This window comes from uncultured Stenotrophomonas sp. (assembly GCF_913778665.1).
In the GTDB taxonomy this organism is placed as follows: Bacteria; Pseudomonadota; Gammaproteobacteria; order Xanthomonadales; family Xanthomonadaceae; genus Stenotrophomonas.
This window is the reverse complement of sequence record NZ_CAJYVQ010000010.1, coordinates 159,549-181,242: the sequence shown is the minus strand read 5'-3', so window position 1 is coordinate 181,242 and position 21,694 is coordinate 159,549. Positions and strand designations below refer to the sequence as shown.

Genomic DNA, 21,694 nt, shown 5'->3' with positions numbered 1-21,694 from the left:
CCGAGTGCGCGTAGATTCGCAGGGGTCAGAGCCGGTCCCTGTGGAAAGAGGCCTGCCCCCAACCCCTCTGTCACGCCCCCACCCCCTCTGGCGTCCTTGCCGACATGAATGTTGAATCGACCTTCCAGACCCACCGCCCGCGCCTGATGGCGCTGGCCTACCGCCTGCTGGGCAGCCGTGCCGATGCCGAAGACGTGGTGCAGGACGCCTGGCTGCGCTGGTCCGGCGCCGACCCAGCCAGCGTGCGCGATCCCGAGGCATGGCTGGTGACCGCCACCACCCGGCTGGGGCTGGACCGCCTGCGTGCGGCCCGGCGCGAGCGCGCGCACTACGTGGGCCCTTGGCTGGCCGAGCCACTGGCGATCAGCCTGGAGCCCGACCCGGCCCCCGGCCCGGCGCAGCGCCTGGCGCTGGCTGACGATGTCTCGGTGGCCTTCCTGACGCTGCTGGAACAGCTGGGTCCTGAGGAACGGGCGGCCTTCCTGCTCAAGGAAGTGTTCGAGCATGACTATGCCGAGATCGCCGGGCTGATCGGCCATAGCCAGGCCAACTGCCGCCAACTGGTGCATCGGGCCCGGCAGCGACTGCAGGCCGGGCGCCCGCGCTTCAATGCCGATGCGCGGCAGCACCGGGAGCTGCTGGCGCGCTTCATGCACGCCACCCAGCAGGGCGACAGCCAGGCCGTGCAGGCCCTGCTGCATGCCAATGCGCGGCTGGTGTCCGATGGCGGCGGCGTGGTCACCGCCGCGATCCGGCCGCTGCTGGGCGCCGAACGCATCGGTCGCCTGTTCTGGGCCATTGCCCAACGCGGCCTGGGCCACACCGCGCAGCTGGGCTATGTGAACGGCGAACCGGCCATCCTGCGCTTCGATGGCCAGCGCCTGCACTCGGTCACCACGGTAGAGGTGGTGGATGGACGCATCACCCAGGTCTACAGCGTGCTGAATCCGGAAAAGCTGTCTGCGGTTGTCACGACGGCGGGCGCGGCGGCGTCCTGGTAGCGAAAGGCGGCCATCGTGGCCGCCGTGGAGCCGAACATGTCCGACCATACCTTTCCCCGCGTTCCCTACACCCGCCTGGCCGCCGATGCCTTCAAGGGCCTGCTGGCCACCAGCAAGGCGGTGCATGACAGCTCGATCGACCCGACGTTGATGGAACTGGTGTTCCTGCGCGTGTCCCAGCTCAACGGCTGCGGCTACTGCATGGACATGCACGGCACCGCGCTGCGCAAGGGCGGCATCGAGCCACGCAAGCTGGACACGCTGCCGGCGTGGCATGAAAGCCGTTTCTACGATGCGCGCGAGCGTGCCGCGCTGGGCTGGGCCGAGGACCTGACCCGGCTGACCGACGGCGCGCCGTCACAGGCCGCATTCGATGCGCTGGCCCCGCACTTCGATGAGAAGGGCATCAGCGACCTGAGCATGGGCATCGCCGTGATCAATGCCTGGAACCGGCTGGGTGCCGGCCTGCTGCCGCCACTGCCATAATTCCCACCGGGGTCAGATCCCTCCGCCGCGGTAGATCCACGCCATGCGTGGATGCAACGGGGTCAGATCCCATTGCATGGCAAAGGGATCTGACCCCAAGCCGCACGCCTGCACTGACCCCTTCTGCACGACCCAGGCGCGCACAATAGGTGAATGCCCGCCGCCTCCGAAAAGAAACCCAGCCTGCGCCAGCGCTTCAAGGCCATGCGCAACCTGCCGCCGTTCCTGCGCCAGGTGTGGCAGACCAGCCCGGCATTGACCCTGGCCAGCCTCGGCCTGCGCGTGATCCGTGCGCTGCTGCCGGTGGCGATGCTGTACGTGGGCAAGCTGATCATCGATACCGCCCTGCACCTGAGCCAGCACGGTGCCGGCTTCCCGCCGCTGAGCGAAGCGCTGTCCAGCGGGCTGCTGAATCCACTGCTGGGGCTGCTGGCACTGGAATTCGGCCTGGCCATCGCCTCGGATCTGCTGGGGCGGCTGGTGAGCTATGCCGATGCGCTGCTGTCGGAACTGTTCGCCAACGCCACCAGCGTGCGGCTGATGGAGCACGCGGCCACGCTGGACCTGGAGGACTTCGAAGACCCCGACCTGCAGGACAAGCTGGACCGTGCCCGTCGCCAGACCATGGGCCGCATGAACCTGATGAGCCAGCTGTTCGGCCAGGTGCAGGATGCGATCACCGTGGTCAGCCTGGCCGTGGGCCTGCTGGTCTACGCGCCCTGGCTGATCGTGCTGCTGGCAATGGCGCTGGTACCAGCGTTCATCGGCGAATCGCACTTCAATGCGGCCGGCTACAGCCTCAACTTCCTGTGGACACCCGAGCGCCGCCAGCTGGACTACCTGCGCCAGCTCGGGGCCAGCGTGGAAACGGCCAAGGAAGTAAAGATCTTCAACCTGCACCGCTTCCTGGTGGAGCGCTACCGCCGGCTGTCGATGGCGCTGTTCCTGGCCAACCGTGCGCTGGCACGGCGGCGCGCGTTCTGGGGCACGCTGCTGGCGGCGCTGGGCACGCTGGGCTATTACGCCGCCTATGCGTACATCGCCTGGCGCACCGTGCGCGGGGATTTCAGCATTGGTGATCTGACCTTCCTGGCCGGCAGTTTCCTGCGCCTGCGCCAGCTGCTGGAAGGCCTGCTGATCGGTTTTTCGCAGGTAGCCAGCCAGGCGCTGTACCTGGACGATCTGTATTCGTTCTTCCAGATACAGCCGGAAATCCACTCGCGCGACAACGCCGTGGCCGTGCCGCAGCCGATCCGCCAGGGCTTCGTATTCGAGAATGTCGGATTCCGCTATCCCGATGCAGAGCAATGGGCGGTGCGCCATCTCGATTTCCAGCTGCATGCGGGCGAAGTGCTGGCCCTGGTCGGTGAGAACGGCGCCGGCAAGACCACCCTGGTCAAGCTGCTGGCGCGGTTGTATGAGCCCGACGAAGGCCGCATCCTGCTCGATGGCCGCGACCTGCGCGATTACGACCTGGATGACCTGCGCGCCAACCTGGGAGTGATCTTCCAGGACTTCGTGCGTTACAACCTGACCGCCGGCGAGAACATCGGTGTCGGCCTGGTCGAAGCGATGGACGACCAGGCGCGTATCGCAGATGCCGCCCGGCGTGGCATGGCCGAGGACGTGATCCACGCACTGCCCGGCGGCTACGACCAGCTGATCGGGCGCCGCTTCAAGCAGGGCGTGGACCTGTCCGGTGGCCAGTGGCAGAAGATCGCAATCGCTCGCGCGTGGATGCGCAATGCGCAGGTGATGATCCTGGATGAACCCACTGCGGCGCTGGATGCGCGCAGTGAGTTCGAGGTGTTCCAGCGGTTCAGGGAACTGGCGGATAATCGCACCGCCGTGCTGATTTCCCACCGGTTCTCCTCGGTACGCATGGCCGATCGTATCCTGGTGCTGGCCGAAGGCCGGATCGAGGCCAGCGGCACCCATGAGCAGCTGATGGCCGAAGGCGGCCGTTATGCCGAGCTGTTCGAGCTGCAGGCGGCCGGCTACCGCTGAGAACGCCTCTCGTTCCGCCTAATGAGAACCTGTCTCATTTGAGATAGAATCACCCCAGACGACTTCCGATAGATACGCCCATGTCCTCCGCTTTCGGCGCCGAAACGGTGCTTGAGGTCCGTCACTGGACCGACGCCTACTTCAGCTTCACCCTCACCCGCGACAGCGGTTTCCGCTTCGAGAACGGCCAGTTCGTGATGATCGGCCTGGAAACCGAGGCTCGGCCGCTGCTGCGCGCCTACTCCATCGCCAGTGCCAACTGGGAAGAGCACCTGGAGTTCTTCAGCATCAAGGTGCAGGACGGCCCGCTGACCTCGCGCCTGCAGCACATCAAGCCGGGCGACAAGGTGCTGGTCGGCAAGAAGCCCACCGGCACCCTGCTGATCAGCGACCTGCACCCCGGCAAGAACCTTTACCTGCTGGGCACCGGTACCGGCATGGCACCGTGGCTGTCGGTGATCAAGGACCCGGAGACCTACGAGCGCTTCGAGAAGGTGATCCTCTGCCACGGCGTGCGCTACGAAAAGGACCTGGCCTACCGTGATTACTTCGAGAAGGAACTGCGTGAGCACGAGTTCCTCGGCGAGATGATCGGCGACAAGCTGCTGTACTACCCGGCGGTCACCCGCGAGCCGTTCGCCAACCAAGGCCGCCTGACCTCGCTGATGGAAAGCGGAGAGATGCAGCGCACCCTCGGCCTGCCGGAACTGAACCCGGAGAGCGACCGCGCGATGATCTGCGGCAGCCCGCAGATGCTGGCCGACCTGCGCGCGGTGCTCGACGCACGTGGCTTCCAGGTTTCGCCGCGCATCGGCCAGCCGGGCCACTACGTGTTCGAACGCGCGTTCGTCGAGAAGTAAGCGGCGGGGGTGGGGCTGCGGCTTCGCCACCGCCTGCAGGGCGCTTCGATTGGCGGCATTGTCCGCAGCACGCAGGGCGCATGCCTAACAGGGGACAACACGGATGACAAACACACGATTCCCGCACTGGATGCGGGCTTGGGCGCTGGTCTGCGTCCTGCTGGCGGCCATTCCGGCATGGGCCGCCCCACCCGCACGTGGCGAGCTCCCACCGCAGGCGCTGGGCAATGACCGCAAAGGCAACCTGGTCAATCTGGCCGATCAGCGCGGCAAAGTGGTGATCGTCACCTTCTGGGCGTCCTGGTGCGGGCCCTGCCGCAAGGAGCTGCCGATCCTGGCCCATCTGCAACAGGTGGTCGGCGAGGACGCTTTGAAGGTATACGCAGTCAACTGGGGTGAATCCCGCCTGGAGGTCAGCCGCCTGATCCGCCAGCGTGACTGGCCGAAGCTGGACTACCTGCATGATCCCGCCGGCGCGCTCGCCGAGCAGTACGGCATCGTCGCCGTGCCGCACATGTTCATCGTCGGCCGCGATGGACAGGTCGCCCATGCCCATCGCGGCTACAGCGAAGCCAGCCTGCCGCGGATCATGCAGGAGATCATCGACGCGCTGCCCGAAGAGGTGCGCAATCGCCAAGCGGGCGCGGCCGCAGGAAACTGAGCGGCGGCAATCACGAGCGACGCCGGGCATGGCCCGGCGCTACCGCAGGGCGCGGGCGGTTACAGCAGCGCTTCGATCTCACCGCGCAGCTGTTCCGGCTTGGTGGTCGGCGCATGCCGCGCCACCACCTGTCCCTGGCGATCGATCAGGAACTTGCTGAAATTCCATTTGATGCGGGCACTTCCCAGCAGGCCACGCTTCTCGCTCGTCAGCCACGCCCACAGCGGGTCGGCGCCCTCGCCATTGACCTCGATCTTCTCCGACAGCGGGAAGCTGACCGGATAGTCCAGCGAACAGAACTGGCGGATCTGCGCGGCATCACCGGGCTCCTGCGCGCCGAACTGGTTGCAGGGGAAGCCGATCACCACCAGGCCACGTTCGCGGTAGTCCTGCCACAGCTGTTCCAGGCCGGTGTACTGCGGGGTGAAACCACAGCGGCTGGCCACGTTCACCAGCAGCAAGGGACGGCCCCGGTACTGATCCAGCGCCTGCGGCTGGCCGTCGAGGTCGCGGAAGCTGAAATCATAGGCGATGGTCATGCTGGCGGGCCTTGTGCGGTGGGGGCTTTGGCCCATGGTAGCGGGCCAGCCCCCCCTTGGGTGGCGCTACCGCAACGCGGCGCGTGAACATGCCTTTTGACACAAGTGGGCACACGACCGGCCGGGTTACTCTCGGGACCTTGTTTGCCTTACCGGAGTTCCTACCTTGACCACTCGCCTTGCCCTTGCCGTGGCCATGACCCTCGGCCTTGCCCTGCCCGCCTTCTCGGCTGGCGCCGCCACCCCGGCCGCCAGCACCGACGCCCGGCAGGCCAACCCGTTCTTTGCCGAAAGCCCGCTGCCGCTGCACTTCCCGCAGTTCGACAAGATCAAGGACAGCGACTTCGCCCCGGCCTTCGACGCCGGCATGGCGCAGCAGCTGAAGGAAGTGGAGGCAATCGCCAACAACAAGGCCAAGCCGACCTTCGACAACACCCTCATCGCTCTGGAAAAGAGCGGTGACATCCTCGATCGCGCGACCACCGTGTTCTTCAGCCTGGTCGGTGCCGATACCAACGATGCGCGCAAGAAGCTGCAGGCCGACTACTCGGCGAAGTTCGCCGCGCACAGCGATGCGATCGCGCTGAACGGCAAGCTGTTCGCCCGCATCCAGGCGCTGTATGACACCCGCACCCAGCTGGGCCTGGACGCCGAAGGCGTGCGCCTGGTCGAGAAGTACTACGACAACTACGTGCGCGCCGGCGCCAAGCTGTCCGAGGCCGACAAGGCCAAGCTCAAGGAGATGAACGCCGAGCTGGCCAACCTGGGCACCAAGTTCAGCCAGAACGTGCAGTCGGAAGTGAACGCTTCGGCGATCACCGTCGACGACGTCAAGGAGCTGGCCGGCCTGTCCAAGGAGCAGATCGCTGCCGCCGCCGAAGCCGCCAAGGCCCGTGGCCTGGAAGGCAAGTACGTGATCACCCTGCTCAACACCACCGGCCAGCCGCCGCTGACCAACCTGGCCAACCGTGCCCTGCGCCAGAAGATCTACGAAGCCTCGGTCAGCCGTGGCAGCCGCGGGGGTGAGTTCGACAACACCGCGCTGGTCTCGCGCATCATGCAGCTGCGTGCCGACAAGGCCAAGCTGATGGGCTTCCCGAACTTCGCCGCCTACAACCTGACCAACCAGACCGCCAAGACCCCTGAAGCGGTCAACGCGATGCTGGGCAAGCTGGCGCCGGCCGCCGTGGCCAACGCCAAGCGCGAAGCCGCCGACCTGCAGGCGATGATCGACAAGGAACAGAAGGCCGCCGGCAAGCCGACGTTCAAGCTGGAACCGTGGGACTGGGCCTTCTACAGCGAGAAGGTGCGCCAGGCCAAGTACAACTTTGACGAGTCGCAGCTGAAGCCGTACTTCGAACTGAAGAACGTGCTGGAAAACGGCGTGTTCTACGCCGCTGGTCAGGAATTCGGCCTGACCTTCAAGCAGCGCACCGACCTGCCGGTCTACCACGATGACGTCACCGTGTACGACGTGTTCGATGCCGACGGCAGCCAGCTGGCGATCTTCATCTTCGACCCGTACGCGCGCGCTTCCAAGCGTGGCGGCGCGTGGATGAACTCCTACGTCTCGCAGTCCAAGCTGACCGGCTTCAAGCCGGTGGTCGCCAACCACCTGAACATCCCGAAGCCGCCGGCCGGCCAGCCGACCCTGCTGACCTGGGACGAGGTGAACACCACCTTCCACGAATTCGGCCACGCCCTGCACGGCATGTTCTCCAACGTGAAGTATCCGTACTTCTCGGGCACCTCAGTGCCGCGTGACTTTGTCGAGTTCCCCTCGCAGGTCAACGAGATGTGGTCGGACAACCCGGCCATCCTGAAGAACTACGCCAAGCACTACCAGAACGGCTCGGCGATGCCGCAGGCGCTGCTGGACAAAGTGCTGGCCGCGGCCAAGTTCAACCAGGGCTTCGCCACCACCGAGTACCTGGGTGCGGCGATGCTGGACCAGCGCTGGCACCAGATCGGGGCCGACCAGGTGCCGGCCGCCAAGGACGTGATGGCCTTCGAGCGCGCCGCGCTGGAGAAGGACGGCATCTACTACGCGCCGGTTCCGCCGCGCTACAAGACCCCGTACTTCAGCCACATCATGGGCGGCTACTCGGCCGGCTACTACGCCTACATCTGGTCGGAAGTGCTCGACGCCAACACCCAGAAGTGGTTCAAGGACAACGGCGGCCTGAGCCGCAAGAACGGCGACCACTTCCGCGCCACCCTGCTGTCCAAGGGCGGCAGTGTGGATGCCATGCAGCTGTTCCGCGATTTCGCCGGCCACGAGCCGCAGATCGAGCCGCTGCTGGAAAAGCGTGGCCTGACCGGCGCCAGCAACTGATCGCCAGCGCGGTAGCGTGAAACGAAAACCGCCCGGGAGACCGGGCGGTTTTTTGTTGGCCGGGGTCGGATTCCTTTCCGTAGCAAAGGTCTCAAGCGCCATCCACGCATGGCGTGGATGCACCCGAATCAACGCGGCGCGACGTACCCGCCCGGCACGCCTTCCGGCGATAGCACCAGCTGCCACAGCTGCGCGTGCCGGCAGCGGAAGGTGGCCATCGATCCGGCCAGGTAGAAGCGCCACATGCGGCGGAAATGCTCGTCGTAACGCGCATCCAGCCGCGGCCACGCCGCCTCCACGTTGCGTCGCCAGGCCTGCAGGGTCCGGTCGTAGTCGGTGCCGAAATTGTGCCAGTCCTCCAGCACGAAGCGCCCTTCGAACGCTTTGCTGATCTGCACCGCCGACGGCAGCATCGAATTGGGGAAGATGTAGCGCGCGATCCACGGATCGGTGCGATGCCGCGAGATGTTGGTGCCGATGGTATGCAGCAGCAGCAACCCGCGCGGCGACAGGCAGCGCCGGGCCACCTCGAAGAAGCTGGCGTAGTTCTTGTCGCCGACATGCTCGAACATGCCGATCGAGAAGACCGCATCGAACGGCTCATCCAGTTCGCGATAGTCCTGCAGGCGGATCTCGATCGGCAGGCCGGCACACAGTTCGCGCGCGAACTCGGCCTGCTCCTGCGAAATGGTCACGCCGACGCCGCTGACGCCGTAGCGCTCGGCGGCAAACTTCAGCGCCTCGCCCCAACCACAACCGATGTCCAGCACGCGCTGGCCCGGGCGCAGGCCCAGCTTGCGGCAGACCAGGTCCAGCTTGGCTTCCTGTGCGGCGTCCAGATCATCGGCAGTGCGCCAGTAGCCACAGCTGTACACCAGGCGCTGCCCGAGCATGGCCTGATACAGGTCGTTGCCGAGGTCGTAATGGCGGCGGCCGACTTCGTAGCTGCCCTGCCCCGCCTGCAGATTGAACAGGCGCGCCTTCAGCGCATCGGCCACCTCGCGCCAGCCATGTACCCGTTCGTCCAGGTGCGCCTGCATCAGGTGGACAAGGAATTCATCGAGGACGTTGGCGTCCCACCAGCCGTCCATGTAGCTCTCGCCAAGGCCGAGCGAGCCGTGTGCCATGACCCGCGCGAAGAAGCGCGGGTCATGCACCTGGATATCCTGTGGCTGGGTGCCGCCGATGCGGACCCCGGCTTCGTGCAGCAGGCCGGCGACCCGCTCCTGCAACCCTGTATCCACGCCACCTCCTCGACTGCGGTCAACCGCGTGCGAACAACTCCACGTAGTCCTTGGCCACGTGCGGCAACACCACCGCCGCCGGCACATCGGCGGTCTGGGTGCCGTCCGAGTATGGACCCACCTGATACGGCGGGAACACAAAGCGCAGCGCGGTGATCTGCCCCTTGTCATCGGTCAACGGCTGGAACTGGCTGAAGTTGTCGGCCTGCGGACCGGTACCGTCGGCAATCATGCGCGAGGCGTTGCGCAACGATTCCTGCAGCTGGGCCGGGTCCATGTCTTCGCCGCTGAGGCGGGTCGCCACGCGCTCGCGCAGCTGGTCGGCAACAAAGTCACTGATCGCCTTCCAGCCCTTGGTATCGGCCACCAGCTTTTCGGCACTGAGCATCTGCTGCTGCTGCGGCAACCACACGAAACGGGCCACCAGCGGCTCGCCATGGGCGCCACCGGTATAGCGGCTGCCATCGGCACTGACGACCACCAGCTGCGGGGTTTCCAGCAGCTTCTCGAAGCTCAGCGACAGCTCGTAGGGCATTGTCGGCTTGTCGTTGCCAAGCCCGTCCAGCGCCTGCTGCAGGTCGCTGCGTGCGCTGGTGGCGTAGTCCTGCAGCGCGCGCGCCAGGCCCGGATAGCGATCGATGCCCGCCGGGTAGCTGATGCCCACCACTTCGCGTTCGTTGTTCTCAATCACATCGCGCAGGTCCAGCGCCGCTTCCGTGGCTGGTGTTTCGCCCGCTGCGGTGGCGTCGGGTGCAGGTGCCGCGTCGGTCGCCGGTGCCGGCTCGCTCTCACGCTGGCAACCGGCCAACAACAGCACGCCCACCACGCCGGCCAGCACGCTTGCGCGCAATGGCCGGTTGTTTCCAGTCTTCATCGGGATCCCCTGTTCATGTTTGTACATCATCGCCTGCCCTGGCTGAAGCGTGGCCCGCTGGCATTCAGCCGACGAGCAGGTCGTGATACTCCTCGTGCCTTTGCAGGAAGGCCTCGGCGTAGGAACACGCCGGCACCACCTTGTACTTGTGTTCGCGCGCAAAACGCAGTGCAACGCGGGTCAACTCACCGGCGATACCGCGGCCGGCAATCGGCTCGGGCACTTCGGTGTGGGTGATGACCATGCGCTTGCGCTTGATCTGGTAGTCGAGCACCGCCAGCTGTCCTCGCACACGGGCGGTGAAGCGGTGGTTGGCCAGATCGTGTTCGACCTCGTAGGCCAGACCGGGGGGCGTGACCGAAGCCATGGAAATGTCTCCTGCGACGACTGCGTGGATGGTGCGCAGCCGGGCGCCATGATCGTGTGAAGCCTGAACAGGGGCAAGTCCGGCCCATTCACGTCAGTTTTCGACCCTCAAGCTGGAGCGTGCGCGGCCGCTATCGCCTGTGGAGGGCTACGGCCAGGCTGGCATGGCCCTTGCGAACATTGATCAAGCTCACCCCCGCGGAGGCTCCGATGCACCCCAGCGACACCCGTCCCGATACCGACCGCGCCCTGCTGGAGGGCCTGCTGCAACTGGCGGTGGAAGGGCAGACCGAAGACCAGGATTTCCAGCGTATCGGCGAGGAGGTGTTCGCCCGCCTGCTGGATACCTACGGCCAGCAGACCCCGGCCTGACCGGTAGCAGGGCCTGCCCCGGGGGCCGGATCCAGCGGATCTGGCCCCCGCGACCCTCAACCGCCGCCGAGGCGGAAGGTCGGGTTGGAAAGTTCGCGCAGGAAGTGGGTGAAGATGCTGGGCTGCATGGCCAGCATGAAGATCACGCCGAACGCCGCACCGGCCAAATGCGCGCTGTGGTTGATGCGGTCCCCACCGCGCTTGTCCATCCAGATGCTGTAGCCGACGTAGAACGCGGCATAGACAATCGCCGGCGCCGGGATGAAGAACACCAGGATGATCGACCACGGCTTGATCAGGATGAAGGCGAACAGCACCGCCGACACCGCACCGGAAGCACCGAGGCTGAGGTAGTTCGGGTTCTTCTGGTTCTTCAGGTAGCTGGGCAGAATCGAGACCAGCAGCGCTCCGATGTAGAACGCCGGGTAGGTCAGGTAACTGCCGGTCAGCTGCACCATCACGCTCTCGATGAATCCCCCGAAGAAGAACAGGGTGATCATGTTGAAGATCAGGTGCGACCAGTCGGCGTGGATGAAGCCGTAGGTCACCAGCCGGTCGTACTGGCGATGACGGTCGATGGCCGGCGGCCACAGGATCAGCCGGTCGGCCAGCTTGCGGTTGTTGAACGCCATCCACGACAGGATGGCGGTGACGGCGATCAACAGCAGATTGACGGGGGTCATGTCAGGCTCAAGCGCTACGGTAGTTGTCGACCATACGATAGCGTTTCGCGTACCAACCGAAGGCCAACGCCGCAACAAAGGCGAAACCGGCGAAGAAGAACATCAGGAATGCCGCCTCGCTCAGGCCCGTACTTGCGATCTTGTGGGTCACCGCATCGTTGCGCACGGCGGCGTTGGACAGCAGCACCCACAGGTTGCCGATGGTGGTGGTCAGGTTCCAGAAGCTCATCACCACGCCCTTCATGGCCTGCGGTGCCTGGCTGTAGGCGAACTCCAGGCCGGTGGCCGAGACCAGCACCTCGCCGAAGGTCAGCAGCGCGTACGGCAGTATCTGCCAGAAGATCGACATGGCGTTGCCACCGTCCATCACCACCTGGATGCCGCCGACCACGATCCAGGCCAGACCACTGAAGGCGATACCGGCGGTCATGCGGCGCAGTGCGGTGGGCTCGAAGCCGAAACGGCGCAGCGCCGGGTACAGCACCAGGTTGTTGAACGGGATCAGGATCATCACCAGCAGCGGGTTCAGCGCCTGCATCTGGGAGGCGGTGAACCAGCTCGGCATCTGCATCTGCTGGCCCTGCAGCACCCAGGTCGAGGCCTTCTGGTCGAACAGCGAGAAGAACGGCGTGGTCAGGGCGAAGATCACCAGCACGCGCAGCACTGAGCGCACGCCTTCGACCGCTTCGGCCGGGTGCTGGCCACGGGCGCGGTCCAGCTGCAGCCAGGTGCCGCCACCGATACCGGCCAGGATGGCGACCAGCGCCAGACAGAGGCAGATCACGATGCCGAGCGAACCGACCAGGGCGAACGAGGCCACCGCCAGTACCAGGCCAAGCACGGCGAGCACCAGGCCCGGGCGGCCCTGGCCGGCCACGCGCGCGGTCAACGCGGTGCGCACCACGTTGGCGAACGAATGCGGGTCCTTCGGCGGCAGTGGCACCAGCACGTAGCGCTTGCGGCCGAGCCAGAACACGAAGGTGGCAACGAACATCAGGATGCCGGGAATACCGAATGCCCACTGCGGGCCCCAGTTCTTCAGCACCAGCGGGATCAGCAGCGAGGCGAACAGCGAGCCGAAGTTGATGATCCAGTAGAACGCGTCGAACACGATCTTGGCCAGGTGCTTGTTGCTCTGGTCGAACTGATCACCCATGAACGAGGCCACCAGCGGCTTGATGCCACCGGCGCCGAGCGCGATCAGGCCCAGGCCGAGGAAGAAGCCCTCGCGGCTGTTCTCGAACAGCGCCAGGCACAGGTGGCCGGCGCAGTAGACCAGGCTGAACCAGAGGATGGTGTGGTACTTGCCAAAGAACTTGTCGGCCAGCCAGCCCCCGAGCAGCGGGAAGAAATACACGCCGATCATGAAGCTGTGCATGATGTCCTTGGCTTCACCGGCACGGCCTTCCGCAGTGATTTCCTGCAGCAGCAGCGAGGTGATCAGGAACTGCACCAGGATGTTGCGCATCCCGTAGAAGCTGAACCGCTCGCAGGCCTCATTGCCGATGATGTACGGGATCTGGCGCGGCATCTTTCCATGGCCGGCGATGGGGGCGACTGCGTCGTGGCTCATCCTGTAAGGCATTCCTGCAAAGCGAAAGGCGCAAGGTTACCGGAACCCGGGCTTGCGAAGCACGCTGCAGGGCTGCATGACAATGTTGACAATCCATGGCAGGCGGCGCGGGCCATGCCGAAAGTCACGGCACCTCCACGACAAAAGCGTAAACTTATCGTTATGCGCCCCCTCGCCCACGCCCGCCTCCTGCTCAGCTGTCTTGCGCTGCTGCTGGCGTTGCAGGCTCAGGCCAGGCCGCAGGCACAGGCCGCCGCGAGCGGTGACGCCGAGCCCCGGCAGCTGACCGTGGCCGCGCTGGAGCTGCCCAGCCGCGATGACGCGCAATGGAAGCAGCGCCGCGAGCAGGTCGCGCAGCTGTTGACCGAACTGCAGCCCGACGTGATTTCGGTACAGCAGGTACTGCAGCAACAGGGCCGCAACCCAGCGTGCTGGCTGGCCAGCCGGCTGCGCTACAGCTGCGACTTCGTCACTGCCGACCCACCCAGCCAGCCGCTACGGCATGGCAATGCCATGCTGACCCGGCTGCCAGTCAGCGAAGACGGCGTCACCCTGCTGCATCCGCCCGGCATCTTCAGCGCGGCCGGCATGATGCGGCTGAAACTGGGCGAGGCACTGGTCAACGTCTACATCGCACGGCTGCGCCCCGACCCGGACGAGCCCACCGCCCGCCAGCACCAGACCAGCGACCTGATGACCTGGATCGGCGCCACTGCCGAGGGCATGCCCAGCCTGATCGCCGGCGACTTTTCCGCCAACACGGTGGAGCTGGTGCGTAGCACGCCCGGCTTCCAGCCGGCCCGGCGCAATCCCGGTGGCCGCCCCGAGCCTGCGGCCAGTGGCGGCGGCGCCAGTGGCCACGGCCTGGATGTGCTGTTCCAGGTCAAGCACTTCGGTGGCATCCGGCAACAGCCGATCCTGCTGCCGGCCGACGGCGACCTGCCCGGCCTGCGCCTGGGCGTGATGGCCACGCTGCGCCTGCAGGGCGTGCCGGCTACGGCCGAATAGGCAGTGCCGGCAGCCGGCCGGCACTGCTGATGCGGAAAACAAAAAGGCCGGGGTTTCCCCCGGCCCTTTCGTTTCATCCAGTCACCGCAATCAGGCGATCGCTTCCTGGTAACGACGCTCGACTTCGTTCCAGTCGATGACGTTGAAGAACGCGCCAATGTACTCCGGACGGCGGTTCTGGTACTTCAGGTAGTAAGCGTGTTCCCACACGTCCAGGCCGAGGATGGGGGTATTGCCTTCCATCAGCGGGCTGTCCTGGTTGCCGGTGCTCTCGACCACCACCTTCTTGTCCGGGGTCACGCTCAGCCATGCCCAGCCGCTGCCGAAGCGGGTCAGCGCGGCCTTGGTGAAGGCGTCCTTGAACTTGTCGAAGCCGCCCAGGTCCTTGTCGATGGCCTTGGCCACGTCGCCCACCGGGTTGCCGCCGGCATTGGGCGCCATCACGGTCCAGAACAGCGAGTGGTTGGCATGGCCACCACCGTTGTTGCGCACCGGTCCCTGCAGGTTCTCCGGCAACGACTTCAGCTTCTTCACCAGCTCTTCGACCGGCAGGTCAGCGTACTCGGTGCCTTCCAGCGCCGCGTTGACGTTGTTGATGTAGGTCTGGTGATGCTTGGTGTGATGGATTTCCATCGTCGCCGCATCGATGTGCGGTTCCAGCGCGTCGTAGGCGTAGGACAGCTTGGGCAGGGTGTAGGCCATGATGCATCTCCTGATTGCGAGGGCACCCGACGGTGTCGGGCGGTGCGCGGTGAATGATGGGGACAGACCGCAAGATTACCAAGGGGGATGTAAAGGAAATTGCGTCCTGCCGGTGAGCACGACGGCAATTGTTACGCTGCAGTGACGTGCCACCCTCCTCATGCACCGTGCAGCGCGCAGGCGCTACAGTGCCCGCACCACCCTCGCCTGTCCCGCCCCATGCGCAACCCTCGGCTGTTGATCACCGCCATCGCCCTGCTGGTGCTCGGCCTGGTCGTCAACCATTTCATGCAGCGCCCGCCAGCGCCGCAGTTCGCACCCGAGCTGCAGGATACCGCTGCCGCGCGTGCGCCGTCCGCACCCGTGGCCAGCCGTGATGATGGGTTGCCCGCGTTCCTGCCCGCCGAAGCTCGCCAGACCATCGCCCTGATCCAGCGCGGCGGCCCGTTCACGCATCGCCAGGACGGCAGCACCTTCGGCAACCGCGAGCAGCAATTGCCGCAGCGTCCACCCGGCTACTACCGCGAATACACCGTCGACACACCCGGTGCCCGCACGCGCGGCACGCGCCGCATTGTCACCGGCGGCGATCCGCCGGAGGCGTGGTACTACACCGACGACCACTACCAGTCGTTCCGCAGTTTCAACGTACCGGCCCAGGGAGCGCAGTGATGAGCCACGATGATTTCGGCCTTGGCCTGCATGACATCAACAACGCCGGCGTCTACGCCATCGACACCGGCGACATCGGCGCGCTCGCCGCAGCGATGCGCGATGCCGACCTGAAGGTGCTCCGCATCGACCTGGAAGGCGTGGCCGACAAGCGCACCCTGCTGGCGCGGCTGGCAGCGCAGCTGGATTTCCCGGCTGGCTTCGGCGGCAACTGGGATGCGCTGTCGGACAACCTGCGCGACCTGCAGTGGCTGCCGGCCAACGGCTACGCAGTGTTCCTGGCCGACGTGGACGCGCTGCGTGCAGGCGCGCAGAAGGATTTCGACACCCTGCTGGAGGTGATGGACGAGGCCAGCCGTGACTGGGCCGGCCGCGATGTGCCGTTCTGGGTGTTCCTGTCGCAGCGCGCCTGACGGTAGCGCCGGGCATGGGCCCTGCGCTACCGGTAACGAATCGGTAGAGCCACGCCACGCGCGGCTGAGGGTTGACCCGGCATCAGCGCTAGCGGCTGCCGTTATCTTCCTGCAGGTCCTTCTTGAACGGAATGTCCGGCGGCGGCCGCGCCACGGCCGGCTGGTCCTGCATGTTCGGGTTGCTCAGGCCGCAGCCGCCACCAGCCTGCAGGATCGAGATCACGCAGGAGATCCGCGTGCTTGTACCCGGCAACGGAATCTCCATCGACTTGATGCCCTTGCGCACCCACTCGGCCAGCAACGATTCCTGCGGCACCCAGTACTTGTCGAACGAAGTCGGCGTGTAGTCGTAGGGCGGCCGTTTCAGCCAGGTGCCGGACTGGGCGATGCGCTCCTTGCTCCAGCCATCGTTGGCGCCACCGGGTGCGCCGCGCTCGGCATGGCCCTGGCCTTCCTGCCCCGGCACGCGCACGCTGCCATCGGCATTGAACAGACCGTTGCCCTTGCCGGATGTGCTGGCCTGGCTCGCGCCCTTGCTGGCGCCATCCTGGCTGCGGCTCGATGCGCCCCAGTCGTCCCCCTTGGCCGGCGTCGCCCAGTTGCCCGGGTTGGGCGCCGGACGGGCGCCCGCTTGCGCCGGTGTCGTGCTGGAGGCGGACTGGCGCGGGTTGCTGTTCGCCTGCACCGCACTGCCGGCAGCCTCAGGCGCCGACGTTGCCGCGGACGCACTTCCACTGTAAGGCGCGGAGTCTGCCGACGGTGCCGAGGTCACTTCGCGCTCGCGCACCTGCACCTCGCGGCCGGCCGGGGCACGCACGGCCGGTTCGCGACCGGCCACCGTGGCCATCCGCACCTGCGGATCGACCACCGCCTGCACCTCGCGTTCGCGCACCTGCAGATCCTGCTGCGGCACGCGCACCTGCACCTCGGCCGTGCGCAGCGGCTGCGATACCACTGGTGCATCGACGGTACTGACTTCGCGTTCCTGCACCGGAATGTCACGCAATTGCGGTGCCCGCACCGCGATCTGCGGTGCACGCAGGGTGGCCGGGGTGGGCGGGGCCTGCACCGGCTGCACGTCGCGCTCGCGTACCGACGGCGTAACATCGCGCGGCACGATGCTGACCTCGGTGCGCGGCAGGCTGACAGGTGGCACCACGAAATCCGTGCTGGCCTCGGCCACCTCGGTGGCCTGCACCGGTGACGGTGGCGGTGCCGCGGCCGGCGCAGGCTCGGTTACGGCGGGCGGCGATGGCACGCTGGCCGTTGCCGCGAGAGCGGGAGCGGGCGCAGGCGACGATGCAGCCGCAGGGCGCGGCTCAGGCACCGTTGCCGCCCCCGCTTCCTGGCCAGCAGCCACCTGGCCCGGCGGTGCCGCCACTGCTGCTTCGGCACCCGGCTGATCGCCGCCGCCTTCCTGGGTGGCGCGGCCGACAAACGCCACCTGCACGCGCTCGCCCTCGGCGCCCTCTTCTTCCGGCGCGGTGGTGCGGATCACCGCCACCCACAGCAGCAGCAAGAAGAACAGCAGGTGCAGCAGTGCACTGGCCAGCGCGGAGCCCCAGCGCATCCAGCGCTGATCGCGCGGTGCAGCGTCCCAGTCCTGCCAGAACAGACGGCGCAGCGCCTGCCAGGGCGACAATCGCGGCCGTAGACCCGGCGGGCCCGGCAACGGGCGCGGCAGCAGGACCTCGATCACCTCGCGCGCATGGAACGGGCGTGGCAACGGGCCGAGCGAACGCAGCCACAGCGCCCAGCCATACGGCAGGCGCGTGGTCTTCTCGAGGACGGTACCGGGCTGCTGGCGCGCCAGCAGCAGGTCAATGAGTTGCCCGGCCCGGGTCAGAGGCACGCGTCAGCGATCAGGCGGCGTTGCCGCGAGGAATGTACGGAGCGTGGCCACTGTCGTGGTCGGTCGCATCGCGCACCGCAGTCACCCCCGGCACGCGGCCCATCAGAGTCTTCTCGATACCCTGCTTGAGCGTCACGTCGGCCATGCCGCAGCCCTGGCAGCCGCCACCGAAGCGCAGCAGCACCACGCCATCGGCCGACACTTCCTGCACCGCCACCTTCCCGCCATGCGAGGCCAGCTGCGGGTTGATTTCGTTTTCCACCACCCAGTGCACGCGCTCGACCAGCGAGGCGGCATCGCCGGGCGCTTCGCCCTTGATGCGCGGTGCCTTGATGGTCAACTGCTGGGTACCGGCGGTGCCGGCGACGATGTCGATCTCGGCGCCGTCGAGCCAGCCGACGCTGCTGGCATCGACATAGAGGGTGAAGCCGTCGCAGTCCACCGCCCACTCGTCACCGAGCAGATCGGCCGGCTCGGCGAACTCCAGCCGGGCGTCGGCACGCGGGGTACCAGGATCGACCGCGCTGAGGCGCACGCCCATGCCGGGCACGCCCTCGCGTTCGATCAGCTTGCGGAAATGGGTCTGGGCAGTGTCGGAGATCTGGATCATCAGGCTATTCTAGCCAAGTAAGCGTGAGCCGCTCATTCGGTTTATACACCGTCCGGCGCATTGTTCAGTCAACTTGAGGTGGAGATTTCCATGGCCGACCTGATTCCGCTGGCCCAGGCCCGTTGCGTGCCGCGCAAAGGCAGCGACCACAAGCTCGGCGAGGCCCGCCTGGCCGAGCTTCTGCCGCAGATTCCCGGCTGGGAGCTGAGCGAGGGCGGCCAGGCGCTGTCGCGCACCTTCCGCTTCAAGGATTACTACGCCACCATGGCCTTCGTGAACGCGCTGGCCTGGATTGCCCACCGCGAGGACCACCATCCAGACCTCGGCGTGCACTACGACCGTGCGGTCGTGCGCTTTTCCACCCACGACGTGGGCGGCCTGAGCGAGAACGACTTCATCTGCGCGGCAAAGACTTCGGCCCTGACGGAGCAACTGCCATGAATGTACGTTTGCTGAGCCTGTCCCTGATCGCTGTGACCGGCCTGGCCGGCTGTGGCCCGTCCGAGCCGCCGGCGCCGCCGCCGCCGCCGCCGACCGAAGTGGCCGCGGTGAAGACGCCGCCGCCGCAGTACCCGCTTGAACTGGCCTGCTTGGGCGTGGGCGGTACCAGCACCTTCAAGGTGACCATCGGCACCGATGGCAAGCCGAGCGAGATCGCCCTGCTGACCGGCGCCGGCAACCCACAGTTGGACGAACTGGCCAAGACCGCCGTGCAGGGCTGGCAGTTCAACGCCGCCACCCGCAACGGCCAGCCGGTGCCGGCCACCATCCAGGTGCCGGTCAGCTTCAACCCGCCGCAGCCAAAGCCGGACCAGTGCTTCGCGGTGGAAGAGCGCCTGCGTCGCGGCGGCTGATCGCTCGCACCCGACGAGGCCAGCCGACGCCTGCCTCGCCCTCGCCGCCCCGGCCTTGCCCGGGGCGGTTGTCTGTTGACCAGGATCGCGTCGGTACATGCTGCAGATTCCTCCCGAAAACGTCTGGATCGCGCTGGCGGTCACCCTCGCGGCCGGCCTCGCCACTGCCATCGGCAGCCTGCTGGTGTTGTTCTCGCGCCGGCCGAACCCACGCCTGCTCGCATTCGGCCTGGCCTTCGCCGGCGGCGCCATGGTCTACGTGTCGCTGTCGGAGATCCTCAACAAGTCCATTGCATCGTTCGCGCTGGCCTATGGCGAGCGCACCGGCTTCAGCTACGGCACCCTGGCGTTCCTGCTGGGCGTGATCGTGATCGTGCTGATCGACCATTTCATCCCCAACCCGCACGACAGCCTGGACAAGCAGGACCCCGCGTTCCGCGACAACAGCCGCGAATACCTGAAGCGGGTCGCGCTGCTGACCTCGGTCGCGATCACAGCGCACAACTTCCCCGAAGGCCTGGCGACCTTCTTCGCCACGCTGGAAAGCCCGTCGGTGGGCATGCCGCTGGCCTTCGCCATCGCCATCCACAACATTCCCGAGGGCATCGCGATTGCGGTGCCGGTGTACTTCGCCACCCAGAACAAGTTCTATGCGTTCAGCGCCAGCCTGCTGTCCGGCCTGGCCGAGCCGGTGGGCGCGGCGCTCGGCTACTGGCTGCTGTCCGACTCGCTGTCGCACGCCACGTTCGGCTGGGTGTTCGGGCTCATTGCCGGCGTGATGGTGTTCCTGGCGCTGGATGAACTGCTGCCGGCCGCCAAGCGCTATGCCAAGGGCCACGAAACCGTGTACGGCCTGGTCGCCGGCATGGGCACGCTGGCGATCAGCCTGGTGCTGTTCAAGTGGTGAGGGGCTTGCGGCCAACGGGCTGAGGCCCCTCGCGGCTGGTACGTCCCGCAGTATCGAGAAGTCACGGGTGGGTCGGCTTGCAGGGGGGGCGCCGTGAATCCATCCATGGAGGCTTGGCCGCCGCTTCCATGCGGCGGCCCCCCTGCAAGCCGACCCCGCCCGTGACCCGTCAATTTTCCGTGCGTGCCAGCCGCGCGATGAAAGAATGAGAATGCAAAGCCCGCGCTGCGCGCGTGAGTCGAGCGTGGCTCGCCTCTACCCGGGCCGCCGCGCGGCACGGGTCTGCTTTTCTTTTGATGTTCCGTGGCTGACGCGCACGCGATCTGTCGAAGGTCGGTCCGGATGGGTTGGCGGGGGTGTCCGCGGCAAGGATGCCGCGGCCAAGCCCCCATGGATGGGTTCACGGCGTCCCCCGCCAACCCATCCGGACCGACCAAAACCGGAATCCCGCTTTGGACGCCAGCCGCGAGGGGGCTGCGCCCGGTGGCCAGCAGCCCCGCAGGGGCTACTTCAGCCGGTCCAGCGCCTCGACCAGCTCATCGGCCAGCGGCGCGTTCAACACATACGGGGTCTTGCCTGCATCCAGCGCGAACTCCAGCGAAGCCGCGTGCAGGAACAGTCGTTTCAGCCCGATCTGCTCACGAAGCCGCTTGTTGACCGCCGGATCGCCGTATTTGTCGTCACCGGCCACCGGATGCCCCAAGTGCTGGGCGTGCACACGGATCTGGTGCGTACGGCCGGTCTCGATGCGTACTTCGCAGTACGAATGACCGCCGCGGCGCTCCAGCACCCGGAAGTGGCTGATCGATTCCTTGCCGATGGCATTGACCTGCACATGGCGCTCGCCGCCCTGCCGCAGGCCGACATGCAGCGGCGCGTCGACCGTCATCACACCATCGGGCATGCGCCCGGCCAGCAGGGTCAGGTAGCGCTTGCGAATGCCGGCACCGTGGTCCTCACGCAGCAGGGCCTGCAGCTCGCTCAGGGCCGAGCGCTTCTTGGCCACGATCAGCAGGCCCGAGGTGTCGCGATCCAATCGGTGCACCAGCTCCAGCGTCTGCCCCGGGCGCAACGCGCGCAGGGTCTCGATGGCGCCAAAACTGATACCGCTGCCACCGTGGCTGGCAACGCCGGAGGGCTTGTTCAGCGCCAACAGGCGGGCATCCTCGAAGACGATGGCCTGCTCCAGGCGGCGCATGAACGCCTCTGGCGGGCCGGCCTTGTCTCCCTCCTCGCTGAGACGCACCGGCGGCACGCGCACCTCATCGCCCGCCTCCAGCTTGCGCTCGGCCTTGGCTCGGCCGCCGTTCACCCGCACCTGGCCGCTGCGCACCAGCTTGTAGACCAGGCTGCGCGGCGCCCCCTTCAGCTGGCCGAGCAGGAAGTTGTCCAAGCGCTGGCCGGCGCGGTCGGCGGGAACGGTGATCATGCGCACGGAAGGCTTGTCGCCAGCGGCTTTGGTGGGGTCTTGGGCGGTCATCAGGCTGTTTATTCTGTTACACTCGGGGGGCGAGATAAGGGATTGATTTCGTTGGAAGTTACTCAGGGCCAGAAGCCCAGCTTCCGACGAATCCGGCACAGTGCGCGACCACCGCCCGCGGGGCGGCCATGTTAGCGGCTCACCGGCCTTCCCGGCCATCGCCGGATGCCTGACACGCAACCGTGCTGAACATGT

General features: G+C 66.6%; 23 protein-coding genes. 13 read left to right on the top strand and 10 right to left on the bottom strand.

The window, feature by feature from the left end; genetic code table 11:
• Nucleotides 1-104 precede the first annotated feature (104 nt).
• The 5 genes from QZ853_RS14895 (at nt 105) to QZ853_RS14875 (ending at nt 5,015) form a co-directional block, all read left to right on the top strand.
• Nucleotides 105-1,001: an RNA polymerase sigma-70 factor gene (locus QZ853_RS14895; RefSeq protein WP_295574709.1), complete on the top strand. Its 897-nt coding sequence runs from the start codon at nt 105-107 to the stop codon at nt 999-1,001.
• Nucleotides 1,002-1,037: 36 nt separating this feature from the next.
• Nucleotides 1,038-1,487: a carboxymuconolactone decarboxylase family protein gene (locus tag QZ853_RS14890; protein WP_295574706.1), complete on the top strand. Its 450-nt coding sequence runs from the start codon at nt 1,038-1,040 to the stop codon at nt 1,485-1,487.
• Nucleotides 1,488-1,640: 153 nt separating this feature from the next.
• Nucleotides 1,641-3,494 carry an ABC transporter ATP-binding protein gene (locus QZ853_RS14885; RefSeq protein WP_295574703.1) on the top strand — a complete coding sequence of 618 codons (1,854 nt, stop codon included), beginning with the start codon at nt 1,641-1,643 and terminating at the stop codon, nt 3,492-3,494.
• 80 nt (nt 3,495-3,574) lie between these two features.
• The gene (locus tag QZ853_RS14880) at nt 3,575-4,354 is read left to right on the top strand and encodes a ferredoxin--NADP reductase (protein ID WP_295574700.1); all 780 of its coding nucleotides are present in this window, start codon (nt 3,575-3,577) and stop codon (nt 4,352-4,354) included.
• Between the two features lie 103 nt (nt 4,355-4,457).
• Nucleotides 4,458-5,015 carry a TlpA disulfide reductase family protein gene (locus tag QZ853_RS14875; protein ID WP_295574697.1) on the top strand — a complete coding sequence of 186 codons (558 nt, stop codon included), beginning with the start codon at nt 4,458-4,460 and terminating at the stop codon, nt 5,013-5,015.
• A gap of 59 nt (nt 5,016-5,074) precedes the next feature.
• Here QZ853_RS14875 and QZ853_RS14870 read toward each other — a convergent pair whose 3' ends face one another.
• Entirely contained in the window at nt 5,075-5,554 is a 480-nt protein-coding gene (locus QZ853_RS14870; protein WP_295574694.1) for a glutathione peroxidase, read from the bottom strand.
• Nucleotides 5,555-5,720: 166 nt separating this feature from the next.
• On the opposite strand from QZ853_RS14870, the gene QZ853_RS14865 reads away from it, so the two are divergent.
• Nucleotides 5,721-7,889, top strand: coding sequence for a M3 family metallopeptidase (locus tag QZ853_RS14865; RefSeq protein ID WP_295574692.1), 2,169 nt, complete (start codon nt 5,721-5,723; stop codon nt 7,887-7,889).
• A gap of 128 nt (nt 7,890-8,017) precedes the next feature.
• Here the strand turns inward: QZ853_RS14865 and cfa are convergent, their stop codons facing one another.
• From cfa to QZ853_RS14850, 3 genes are read right to left on the bottom strand one after another with little or no spacing between them, the layout of a single operon-like run.
• Complete coding sequence (gene cfa, locus QZ853_RS14860) at nt 8,018-9,133, bottom strand: cyclopropane fatty acyl phospholipid synthase (RefSeq protein WP_295574689.1); 1,116 nt, start codon at nt 9,131-9,133, stop codon at nt 8,018-8,020.
• A 19-nt stretch (nt 9,134-9,152) separates the two neighbouring features.
• Nucleotides 9,153-10,034, bottom strand: coding sequence for a DUF3298 and DUF4163 domain-containing protein (locus QZ853_RS14855; protein WP_295574687.1), 882 nt, complete (start codon nt 10,032-10,034; stop codon nt 9,153-9,155).
• A gap of 37 nt (nt 10,035-10,071) precedes the next feature.
• On the bottom strand, nt 10,072-10,374 hold the full coding sequence (locus QZ853_RS14850; RefSeq protein WP_295574684.1) for a GNAT family N-acetyltransferase: 303 nt from the start codon (nt 10,372-10,374) through the stop codon (nt 10,072-10,074).
• A 209-nt stretch (nt 10,375-10,583) separates the two neighbouring features.
• On the opposite strand from QZ853_RS14850, the gene QZ853_RS14845 reads away from it, so the two are divergent.
• On the top strand, nt 10,584-10,745 hold the full coding sequence (locus QZ853_RS14845; protein ID WP_295574682.1) for a hypothetical protein: 162 nt from the start codon (nt 10,584-10,586) through the stop codon (nt 10,743-10,745).
• A gap of 56 nt (nt 10,746-10,801) precedes the next feature.
• Here the strand turns inward: QZ853_RS14845 and QZ853_RS14840 are convergent, their stop codons facing one another.
• Nucleotides 10,802-11,428: a rhomboid family intramembrane serine protease gene (locus tag QZ853_RS14840; protein ID WP_111205080.1), complete on the bottom strand. Its 627-nt coding sequence runs from the start codon at nt 11,426-11,428 to the stop codon at nt 10,802-10,804.
• A 7-nt stretch (nt 11,429-11,435) separates the two neighbouring features.
• Complete coding sequence (locus QZ853_RS14835) at nt 11,436-13,001, bottom strand: oligopeptide:H+ symporter (RefSeq protein ID WP_295574678.1); 1,566 nt, start codon at nt 12,999-13,001, stop codon at nt 11,436-11,438.
• A gap of 162 nt (nt 13,002-13,163) precedes the next feature.
• Between QZ853_RS14835 and QZ853_RS14830 the strand changes: the two genes are divergently transcribed.
• Complete coding sequence (locus QZ853_RS14830) at nt 13,164-14,009, top strand: endonuclease/exonuclease/phosphatase family protein (protein WP_295574676.1); 846 nt, start codon at nt 13,164-13,166, stop codon at nt 14,007-14,009.
• A gap of 90 nt (nt 14,010-14,099) precedes the next feature.
• Here the strand turns inward: QZ853_RS14830 and QZ853_RS14825 are convergent, their stop codons facing one another.
• Nucleotides 14,100-14,711 carry a superoxide dismutase gene (locus tag QZ853_RS14825; protein ID WP_005410310.1) on the bottom strand — a complete coding sequence of 204 codons (612 nt, stop codon included), beginning with the start codon at nt 14,709-14,711 and terminating at the stop codon, nt 14,100-14,102.
• Nucleotides 14,712-14,930: 219 nt separating this feature from the next.
• On the opposite strand from QZ853_RS14825, the gene QZ853_RS14820 reads away from it, so the two are divergent.
• Together QZ853_RS14820 and QZ853_RS14815 are read left to right on the top strand one after the other, a co-directional pair.
• Complete coding sequence (locus tag QZ853_RS14820) at nt 14,931-15,383, top strand: ribonuclease domain-containing protein (RefSeq protein WP_295574673.1); 453 nt, start codon at nt 14,931-14,933, stop codon at nt 15,381-15,383.
• Nucleotides 15,383-15,796, top strand: coding sequence for a barstar family protein (locus tag QZ853_RS14815; RefSeq protein ID WP_295574671.1), 414 nt, complete (start codon nt 15,383-15,385; stop codon nt 15,794-15,796). The genes QZ853_RS14820 and QZ853_RS14815 overlap by 1 nt, the downstream gene beginning before the upstream one ends.
• Nucleotides 15,797-15,884: 88 nt before the next feature.
• On the opposite strand, the gene QZ853_RS14810 is transcribed toward QZ853_RS14815, so the two are convergent.
• Nucleotides 15,885-17,648 (bottom strand): hypothetical protein, encoded by a 1,764-nt coding sequence (locus tag QZ853_RS14810; protein ID WP_295574669.1) that lies wholly within the window; start codon nt 17,646-17,648, stop codon nt 15,885-15,887.
• 10 nt (nt 17,649-17,658) lie between these two features.
• Nucleotides 17,659-18,258, bottom strand: coding sequence for an NfuA family Fe-S biogenesis protein (locus QZ853_RS14805; RefSeq protein WP_295574667.1), 600 nt, complete (start codon nt 18,256-18,258; stop codon nt 17,659-17,661).
• Nucleotides 18,259-18,348: 90 nt separating this feature from the next.
• Here QZ853_RS14805 and QZ853_RS14800 point away from each other — a divergent pair, with 90 nt between their 5' ends.
• The 3 genes from QZ853_RS14800 (at nt 18,349) to zupT (ending at nt 20,019) form a co-directional block, all read left to right on the top strand.
• Nucleotides 18,349-18,699, top strand: a complete 351-nt coding sequence (locus tag QZ853_RS14800; protein ID WP_006456031.1) for a 4a-hydroxytetrahydrobiopterin dehydratase — start codon at nt 18,349-18,351, stop codon at nt 18,697-18,699.
• Nucleotides 18,696-19,112, top strand: a complete 417-nt coding sequence (locus tag QZ853_RS14795) for an energy transducer TonB (RefSeq protein WP_295574665.1) — start codon at nt 18,696-18,698, stop codon at nt 19,110-19,112. Before QZ853_RS14800 ends, QZ853_RS14795 begins: the two co-directional genes overlap by 4 nt.
• 97 nt (nt 19,113-19,209) lie before the next feature.
• Entirely contained in the window at nt 19,210-20,019 is an 810-nt protein-coding gene (gene zupT, locus QZ853_RS14790; RefSeq protein ID WP_295574663.1) for a zinc transporter ZupT, read from the top strand.
• Nucleotides 20,020-20,524: 505 nt separating this feature from the next.
• Here the strand turns inward: zupT and QZ853_RS14785 are convergent.
• A complete protein-coding gene (locus QZ853_RS14785; RefSeq protein WP_295574661.1) occupies nt 20,525-21,499 on the bottom strand; it encodes an RluA family pseudouridine synthase in 975 nt (324 codons plus the stop codon).
• Nucleotides 21,500-21,694 lie beyond the last annotated feature (195 nt).